The organism is Mycobacterium sp., assembly GCF_049647605.1.
Taxonomy (GTDB): domain Bacteria; phylum Actinomycetota; class Actinomycetes; order Mycobacteriales; family Mycobacteriaceae; genus Mycobacterium.
In genome coordinates this window covers 1-7,360 of the sequence record NZ_JBARXZ010000192.1, presented here as the reverse complement: position 1 = coordinate 7,360, position 7,360 = coordinate 1, and the positions used below count along the sequence as shown (strand labels likewise).

The 7,360-nt window shown below is 59.9% G+C and carries 11 protein-coding genes; 9 read left to right on the top strand and 2 right to left on the bottom strand.

Translation table 11 applies throughout. The features are described 5' to 3' along the window. Positions 1 to 48: 48 nt before the first annotated feature. The 9 genes from WBB07_RS24465 (at position 49) to WBB07_RS24425 (ending at position 6,260) form a co-directional block, all read left to right on the top strand. Positions 49 to 1,410, top strand: coding sequence for a DEAD/DEAH box helicase (locus WBB07_RS24465; RefSeq protein WP_526311436.1), 1,362 nt, complete (start codon positions 49 to 51; stop codon positions 1,408 to 1,410). Continuing rightward, positions 1,398 to 2,309, top strand: coding sequence for a DNA-methyltransferase (locus WBB07_RS24460; RefSeq protein WP_526311434.1), 912 nt, complete (start codon positions 1,398 to 1,400; stop codon positions 2,307 to 2,309). Before WBB07_RS24465 ends, WBB07_RS24460 begins: the two co-directional genes overlap by 13 nt. Continuing rightward, positions 2,306 to 2,929, top strand: a complete 624-nt coding sequence (locus WBB07_RS24455; protein WP_526311432.1) for a DUF4406 domain-containing protein — start codon at positions 2,306 to 2,308, stop codon at positions 2,927 to 2,929. Before WBB07_RS24460 ends, WBB07_RS24455 begins: the two co-directional genes overlap by 4 nt. Further along, on the top strand, positions 2,919 to 3,356 hold the full coding sequence (locus tag WBB07_RS24450; protein WP_526311430.1) for a hypothetical protein: 438 nt from the start codon (positions 2,919 to 2,921) through the stop codon (positions 3,354 to 3,356). Before WBB07_RS24455 ends, WBB07_RS24450 begins: the two co-directional genes overlap by 11 nt. After that, the gene (locus tag WBB07_RS24445; RefSeq protein WP_526311428.1) at positions 3,356 to 3,757 is read left to right on the top strand and encodes a hypothetical protein; all 402 of its coding nucleotides are present in this window, start codon (positions 3,356 to 3,358) and stop codon (positions 3,755 to 3,757) included. The genes WBB07_RS24450 and WBB07_RS24445 overlap by 1 nt, the downstream gene beginning before the upstream one ends. Then, entirely contained in the window at positions 3,754 to 4,116 is a 363-nt protein-coding gene (locus WBB07_RS24440) for a hypothetical protein (RefSeq protein ID WP_526311426.1), read from the top strand. Before WBB07_RS24445 ends, WBB07_RS24440 begins: the two co-directional genes overlap by 4 nt. After that, on the top strand, positions 4,103 to 4,441 hold the full coding sequence (locus WBB07_RS24435) for a DUF551 domain-containing protein (RefSeq protein WP_526311424.1): 339 nt from the start codon (positions 4,103 to 4,105) through the stop codon (positions 4,439 to 4,441). The genes WBB07_RS24440 and WBB07_RS24435 overlap by 14 nt, the downstream gene beginning before the upstream one ends. A 168-nt stretch (positions 4,442 to 4,609) precedes the next feature. Continuing rightward, positions 4,610 to 4,993 (top strand): GIY-YIG nuclease family protein, encoded by a 384-nt coding sequence (locus WBB07_RS24430; RefSeq protein WP_526311422.1) that lies wholly within the window; start codon positions 4,610 to 4,612, stop codon positions 4,991 to 4,993. A 184-nt stretch (positions 4,994 to 5,177) separates the two neighbouring features. Next, positions 5,178 to 6,260 (top strand): tyrosine-type recombinase/integrase, encoded by a 1,083-nt coding sequence (locus WBB07_RS24425; protein ID WP_526311420.1) that lies wholly within the window; start codon positions 5,178 to 5,180, stop codon positions 6,258 to 6,260. An 83-nt stretch (positions 6,261 to 6,343) separates the two neighbouring features. On the opposite strand, the gene WBB07_RS24420 is transcribed toward WBB07_RS24425, so the two are convergent. Both WBB07_RS24420 and WBB07_RS24415 read right to left on the bottom strand, forming a co-directional pair. After that, on the bottom strand, positions 6,344 to 6,874 hold the full coding sequence (locus WBB07_RS24420) for a gamma carbonic anhydrase family protein (protein WP_526311418.1): 531 nt from the start codon (positions 6,872 to 6,874) through the stop codon (positions 6,344 to 6,346). Between the two features lie 87 nt (positions 6,875 to 6,961). Continuing rightward, on the bottom strand, positions 6,962 to 7,360 hold a 399-nt coding region (locus WBB07_RS24415; protein WP_526311416.1), incomplete at its 5' end, for a DUF6949 family protein.

Below are 7,360 nucleotides of genomic sequence, written 5' to 3'. Positions count from 1 at the left end.
CCAGTATCCAGTCTATCGCTCCGGGCTGTTCTTTGGGCGAGGCGCGGCATGAGCTACGCCGAGTTTCTCGCCAGCAAGGCCATTCGTGCGCAAGAGCGCGGCCTATCTGTCGTGCCGGCGCTGGCTGGTCATCTGTTCCCGTTCCAGCGATCCTGCGTCGAATTCGCGTTGCGCGCCGGGTCTGCGGGCAACTTCTTGTCAACCGGTCTAGGCAAGACGGCGTGCGAACTGGAATGGTCTGCGCACGCTGCCGAAGCCAGCAACGGCAAGGCGCTGATCCTCGCGCCGTTATCGGTCGGCTGGCAGATTGCCAAGGAGGCAGAGCGTTGGGGCTACGATGCGCGGGTTATCCGCGAACAGGGCGAAGCGAAACCTGGCATCAACATCTGCAACTATGACCGGCTGGATAAACTAGACCCGGCCGCGTTCGGTGCGGTTGCGCTGGACGAAAGCTCCATCCTCAAATCATTCGCAGGCAAGACCTCGCGGGCGCTGATTGAGGCATTCTCGCAACACCGTTTCCGACTGTCCGCTACGGCCACTCCGGCGCCGAATGACCATATGGAGCTGGGCCAGCAATCGGACTTTCTCGGCGTTATGCCGTCGTCCGAAATGCTAATGCGCTGGTTCATCAACGATACGTCCACAGCTTCGCAGGAATGGCGGCTCAAGAAGCACGCCGTCAACGATTTTTGGGACTGGTGTGCGTCATGGTCGCGCATGGCGGAACTGCCGTCCGATCTTGGCGGTGACGATACCGGCTTCGTGCTGCCGCCTATGAAGATCATCCGGCACCGCGCCGAGGCGTCACCCATCAAAGGCTCCGACCTGTTCGGCATGGTCGATATGTCGGCCACGTCGATGCACGACGTGAAACGCAAGACGGCCGGCAGTCGGGCAAAGGCCGTGGCCGAACTGATCGACGGTTCGGAACCGTGGGTCGTTTGGGTCGATAGCGATTATGAAGCGGACGCCGTAATGGCGTTGCTGCCCGGTGCCTCCGAGGTTCGTGGTTCTCATTCGCCGGAGCAGAAAGAGGCAACACTTCGCGGTTTTGCCGATGGGTCGATCCGTGTTCTCGTAACAAAGTCTGCGATCTGTGGGTTCGGCCTCAACTGGCAACATTGCGCCCGCACGGCTTTTGTCGGCCGGACGTTTTCCTATGAGGCTTGGTATCAAGCCGTGCGCCGGTTCTGGCGGTTCGGGCAAAAGCGTGAAGTCCAGGTCCATTTGATCGTCGCGGAAGGCGAGGACGCCATCGCGCGGGTGATAGATCGCAAGGCCGACGATCACGCCACGATGAAGGCCGCAATGCGGGCCGCGATGGCGCGCGCGACCGAAAAGACGGTCAGTCGCAAGACTTCCTATCAGCCAAATCACAAAGCAGGGGTGCCGGCATGGGCCGCGTGATCGAATGCCTTGACTCGGCGTCGGGCGAGAACTGGATGGCGTACAACGGCGACTGCGTTTCTGTGGCCGAACAACTGCCGGATGAAACGGTCGGGTTCTCGGTCTACTCCCCACCGTTCCAGAACATCTTCGTTTATTCCGATAGCGAAGCCGACATGGGCAACTGCACGTCGGACGATGAATTCAATCGGCACTATTCGTACCTGATCCGCGAGAAACTTCGGATCACCAAGCCGGGCCGGCTTACGGCAGTTCATTGCTCCGACCTGCCATCGTCGAAGTGGAAGGACGGCGTGATCGGCCTCAAGGACTTCCCCGGCGATATCGTCCGGCTGCATCAGGACGCCGGCTGGATTTTCCATTCCCGCATTTGCATCTGGCGCGACCCTGTCGTGGAAATGACCCGCACCAAGGCGCTGGGGCTGCTCTACAAGCAATTAAAGAAGGACAGCACCCGCTCCCGCATGGGCATGGCGGACTATGTCCTGGTGTTCCGCAAGCCCGGCGACAATGCCGAGCCGGTTGGTCACATGCCGGAGAATTTCCCGGTCTCTCAATGGCAGAAGTGGGCATCGCCGGTCTGGATGGATATCAACCAGACCAACACGCTGAACGTCCGCATGGCGAAAGACAACGCCGACGAACGGCACCTTTGCCCGTTGCAACTCGATCTGATCGAACGCGCCGTTACAATGTGGAGCAACCCCGGCGACGTGGTGTTGTCGCCTTTCATGGGTATTGGTTCGGAAGGCGTGACGGCACTCAAACTCAAGCGCAAGTTTATCGGCATTGAACTGAAGCCGTCCTATTTCAAACATGCCTGCCGATATCTCGAAGCGCAGGAACGGCAGGAGGACTTGTTCATCGCAGAGCTTCCGACCATGGAGGCTGCGGAATGAAAATCTACGTCGCCGGCCCCATGCGCGGGATTCCCGAGTTCAACTTTCCAGCCTTCCATGCCGCCGCGGCAAAGCTGCGCGCCGACGGCCACCATGTTTTCAATCCCGCCGAGCGCGACATCGAGACCCACGGCGTCGACATATCCAAGGGCAATCCACCGCCAACACAGCATGAGACGCCCATGACCACACCGAAAGAAGCGCTGGAACGCGCACGTACATTTGTCTCGCACGCGCCCGGGAGCAACGCCGAAAGCACTTTGCGAATGATCGACGAGGCCATCGCCTCTCTTGAAGGCGATGCGGTCGAGAGGGTGGCGGGCTTGTTGCGCAAATTCCACCGCGACAGTTGTTATCCGGAAGCGATGGCCGGAGAACTGAATGCCGCTGTGAACGCCATCCTCGCGACGGGCCTTGTGGCGGGGGAAGCGGCGATACGAGCCGACGAACGGGAGAAGTGCGCGAGGATTGCGGACGCCAAGTCCGACGCTGTGATGGCCGAAGCCGAAGCCGCGCACGAGGATAAGAATTACAACTTGCACGGACGGCTTGAATGTCAAGCTGGGGACTATGCTGACCTAGCCGCCGCCATTCGGTCGGGAGGCACCAATGAGCGATGATCTGGTGAGAAAATTGCGTGAAGCGCGATATGTCGCGTTCGATGAGTGCGGCGATTACGATTTAGCACAAGAAGCCGCCACCGCCCTCACGGAAGCCCGAGCCGAGAACGCGAGGCTGCGGGCGGGCATCAACGGCGTCGTAAATTTCCAGAGTGGGATGACACGTTCACAGGTTCGTGAGTCCTGCGCCGAAATTCTCGGCAACAAGACTGTTGGCTTGAACAACCAGTCTCCGTTCGCGGAGGCGATGCTTGGCTACAAAGCCCGCGCCGACGCCGCAGAGAGCGCGTTGGCCGAGGCGGTCGAGGTGATGAGGCCGGTCGCCGACGTTACGCTACCGTGGGGAGATATCGGTGCCGGGATGATTCTTGCAAGCGATGTGCAAGCCGCCCGCACATTTGTTCAGCAGCACGAGGGGAAGAAGTGATGCTGCGGCTGGACCACCTGATTTTCGGTAACGGTCGCGGCCTCGCCTCGCCGTACTTCGACGATTGCTTCTATTGGCTTGTCGATACCTCGAAACAGGACCGCCACGGCTCGCGCGGCGAATTCTACACCTTCATGGCGGGTTTTGGTGCCCAGCTGCATAGTTTCCAATGGCGTCACCCGAAAGCGGGCGAAGAACGCAAGCTGGCAGGCAAGCGATTCCGGCCACTCCATTCAACACGCCGGTTCTTATGGCTGTGGCCACGCAGCATCTTTTCGATTCCGCTGCCGGTCGCGCGCGTCAGCGTTGCATGGTCGTGGGTCGATCTCCCGAAAGATATCAACCACGCCAACGCCGCGTTACGCGACATGCGTAAAACATTGGGAGATCATCTGCCATGACCCATCCTGATCGAGCGATAGAGGCCGGGGCGCGGGCGATCTGCATTGCCGTTGGCGATGATCCGGACCAATCGACCTATGCGCGCGAAATGGCTTGCAGCGGCAACGAGCGCGGGCCGCAAGCGCGCTGGCAATATTGGACCGAACACGCCGCCGCGGTCATCACCGCCTACCGGGAATACCTCGCCGCCGAGAGCTTCGTCGTGGTGCCTGCCGTCCCGACGCAAGCGATGCTTGACGCCGCGACCTCTACAACCAGCGGGTACGGGGGACCGGATCACGACTACGACGATGATGTTAGGGATCATTGGTCCGCCATGCTCGCAGCCGCACAGGAGCAGGACGATGCAAGTAACTGACGCGATGGTCGCGAAGGCTGTTGAGGCGTCCGGCCACCAGCCCACCGAATACAACACCATATGGATGCGCGCCGCCCTCACCGCCGCCATGGCGGAGTTGTGGCGGCCGATTGAGGAGGCGCCAATCAATCAAGCGGTGCTGGTTAAAACGAACGTGCCAGATCACTACGGCAACGCAGGCGTGTACGAAGCGATGCTTGTCGATATGGGTAGCGGCAAGCGCTGGCACACGTTTGGATATGCAGTCCTGCGAGACATAGGCGGCGATTTTAAGCCCACCCACTTCATGCCCCTTCCAACGCCTCCTAAGACCGGGGGTGAGTAGGATGGGACTTTACACGTCTGTCACCCTAAACAATTGCGGCATTTGCTTTGCCATAGCTGTTGCCTGCTACGTGACCGCATCGGCTCTGCCATTGGTCGCTCTCATATTTTTGATGAGCGCAACGGTAAAAAACAAGAGCGAGCGCCCCACCCGCCCCGGTGAGCAAGCATGAGTAGGACGGCCGCTCGCATCACCCAGGCTGACGTTGCCCGCGCGAAAAGCGAGGGCAAGACGTTCATCTATTTCTTGCGCGCGGGCGACTTCGTGAAGATCGGACGGTCAAAGAATTGGCGTTACCGGATGGCTGGGATGCAGGTCGGGTCGCCGTATACAATCGTCCCTCTACTCGTCCTCATTGGTGACGAGCGCGAAGAACGGAAACTGCATCACAGATTTAGGGCATCTCATTTTCGCGGCGAATGGTTTCACCTTGGTCCAGCAATCCGCGAATACATCAAGGGAAGCCTGTCGCTTTGCGTTGCAAAGGCCGACGTAAGCGATTTGCGGACGCCAAACAAATGGGAAGATTCAAAGGAGGAGATCGTCCTTTGAGCCGCTTTTTCACCATGGACCAAGCGGCGAAGGAACTCCACAAGTCCCGTCGCTGGTTGCAGGACTGGCTTTCCCGCCATCCGGCCGACGCTTTTGGTCGCCCGTTCTACAGCAGGCTTGGCAGAACGAAGGTTTTCCGGGAAGCTGATATTGACCGCATTGTAGACGCAGCCCGAGAAACGTCATGCCCCTCGAACTCAAGCCGCCGCGCGCCGGTAAAACGCCGAATTGGACAATCCGGGGGTCATACCTCGGGGTCTCTGTGGACCGAAGCGCAAGAACTCCTAAGCGCTCCGTCGCTGCTGCCGAACTCGCCAAACTCGAAAAACAAATCGAACGTGGTGAGTATCCACCCAAGCCAGTCGAACGAGCGCCCGCCACATTCCTGAGCGCCGCCGTCACCTATATGAAGGCTGGGCGGACGCGCCGATACGTCAGACAGTTGATTGAATATTTCGGTGAGACGCCGTTGGACCAGATAGACCAGAGCGCAATCAACGAAGCGGCGGCAGCGATCTATCCGAACTTCGCCCCGTCTGCGCGCAACCGCGCCGTCTATACGCCGGTGAGCGCGATCCTGCACCACGCCGGGGTCGATATCACGGTAAAGCGGCCAAAGGGCTATAAGGGCAAGGCCAAGACGCTATTTCTGCTACCGCCCGACGCATTTGCGATCATCAAGGCTGCCGAAGCAGTAGATCCCGAGATGGCCCGGCTACTCACATTCCTGCTCTACACCGGTTGCCGGATTGGTGAGGCCCTAGCCCTCAAATGGGAACGTGTCGATCTGGGCCAGCGCACGGCCTATATCGAATCGTCCAAAAATGACGACCCAAGGTCCGTCTTGCTGACACCCCACCTCTGCGACCTCCTAAAGCCGCACAAGCGAGCTTCCGGGAAGGTCTTCCGGTTCCACCAAGGCGGGCACCGGAATTTTCTGTTTCTGAATGCCAAGGTGACGGCCTGCGGGCTGTCGGCTGTGAAGCGACCGAAGCGCGGCGAGCGGATGGTGATCCCGCCGTATAACTATTCATGGGTGACGTTCCACACGTTCTGCCACACCTGGGCGACGTGGATGCGCCGGTTCGGCGGAACCGATATCCAAGGGCTGGTCGCGACCGGCCGCTGGCGCGATCCCCGGTCGGCCGCGCGATACACGCATACCGCCGCTCATGAGGAATGGGACCGCGTGGAGCGCCTGCCTCAGATCAGTGGACAAAGTGGAGAATCCGTGGAAACGGGCCTCTCAGAACGAAAAGCGAAGTAGAATCAACAACCGGGCGCGACCTCCCCCAAAGGCTGGCCGCAACTTTTTGAGATGGTGATGGTTGGCGCAGCAAAAAACGGCGATCAGCCGATCTTGCGCAGGCCCTTTTTGAAACGTGCGCCGTTGGCGACATAGAAGCCGGCACCGCGCGTCATGGCTTCCACCTGCGCAGGCTCGAGCGTGCGGATCGCACGCGCCGGCGCGCCGATGATCAGCGACCGCTCCGGAAATTCCTTGCCTTCGGTGATGACGGCGCCGGCACCGACGACGCAGCCGCTACGAATGCGTGCGCCATTCATCACGATCGCCCCCATACCGATCAGCGCGCCGTCCTCGATCGTGCAGCCGTGCAGGATGACATTGTGCCCGATGGTGCAATTCTTGCCGATGGTCAGCGGGAAGCCGGGATCGGTATGGCAGGTGCAATTGTCCTGGATGTTGGAATTCTCACCCAGTTCGATCCACTCGTTGTCGCCGCGCAGAACGGCTCCGAACCAGATGCTCGATCCCTTGTGCATCCGGATCTTGCCCGCGACCGTTGCGGTGTCGGCGACGAAGCAGTCGCCATCAGCGGGAAGTTCGGGCGCCTGTCCGTCAAGTTCGTAAATCGCCATGGGTTATCCTGATTGGCAAATGCGGAATGTCGCCGATGCTACGTCAATGCGCCGCCGATGCACAATCGCATCATGAACCGATCGGCGTCAGGCGAGCACACCCATCGCGCGTAGTGTCATCACAACGAAGGTGCCCGACATCAGGCTCCAGAATCCGGACAGCACAGTCGCCATCATTACGAACTCGACGCGCCGCCGCTCCACCTGACGGCCGCGGATCGTATTGCGCATGATGATGAAAGGCGCTGCGAACACCAGAAACGGCACCGCGATGAACGAACTGGTGACCGCCTCCTGCTGCAACAGCCCAAATCCGGCGGGACGCTGCACGAACGCCTGATAGCCGCTCAACAGCGCTACCGCGAGCGCGAATCCGATCAGCAGCGAAAACAACGAATTCAATGCATCCGGAGACATGGCGCCCTTCCCGATCAATGGCGCATCATGCATGGCAAAATCGGGCTTCGACCGCCACTTTATCCTTAA

Excerpts from the sequence above, each read along its gene's own strand:
- WBB07_RS24465 (WP_526311436.1), top strand. The coding sequence starts at position 49 with ATGAGCTACGCCGAGTTTCTCGCCAGCAAGGCCATTCGTGCGCAAGAG.
- WBB07_RS24460 (WP_526311434.1), top strand. The coding sequence starts at position 1,398 with ATGGGCCGCGTGATCGAATGCCTTGACTCGGCGTCGGGCGAGAACTGG.
- WBB07_RS24455 (WP_526311432.1), top strand. The coding sequence starts at position 2,306 with ATGAAAATCTACGTCGCCGGCCCCATGCGCGGGATTCCCGAGTTCAAC.
- WBB07_RS24450 (WP_526311430.1), top strand. The coding sequence starts at position 2,919 with ATGAGCGATGATCTGGTGAGAAAATTGCGTGAAGCGCGATATGTCGCG.
- WBB07_RS24445 (WP_526311428.1), top strand. The coding sequence starts at position 3,356 with ATGCTGCGGCTGGACCACCTGATTTTCGGTAACGGTCGCGGCCTCGCC.
- WBB07_RS24440 (WP_526311426.1), top strand. The coding sequence starts at position 3,754 with ATGACCCATCCTGATCGAGCGATAGAGGCCGGGGCGCGGGCGATCTGC.
- WBB07_RS24435 (WP_526311424.1), top strand. The coding sequence starts at position 4,103 with ATGCAAGTAACTGACGCGATGGTCGCGAAGGCTGTTGAGGCGTCCGGC.
- WBB07_RS24430 (WP_526311422.1), top strand. The coding sequence starts at position 4,610 with ATGAGTAGGACGGCCGCTCGCATCACCCAGGCTGACGTTGCCCGCGCG.
- WBB07_RS24425 (WP_526311420.1), top strand. The coding sequence starts at position 5,178 with ATGCCCCTCGAACTCAAGCCGCCGCGCGCCGGTAAAACGCCGAATTGG.
- WBB07_RS24420 (WP_526311418.1), bottom strand. The coding sequence starts at position 6,874 with ATGGCGATTTACGAACTTGACGGACAGGCGCCCGAACTTCCCGCTGAT.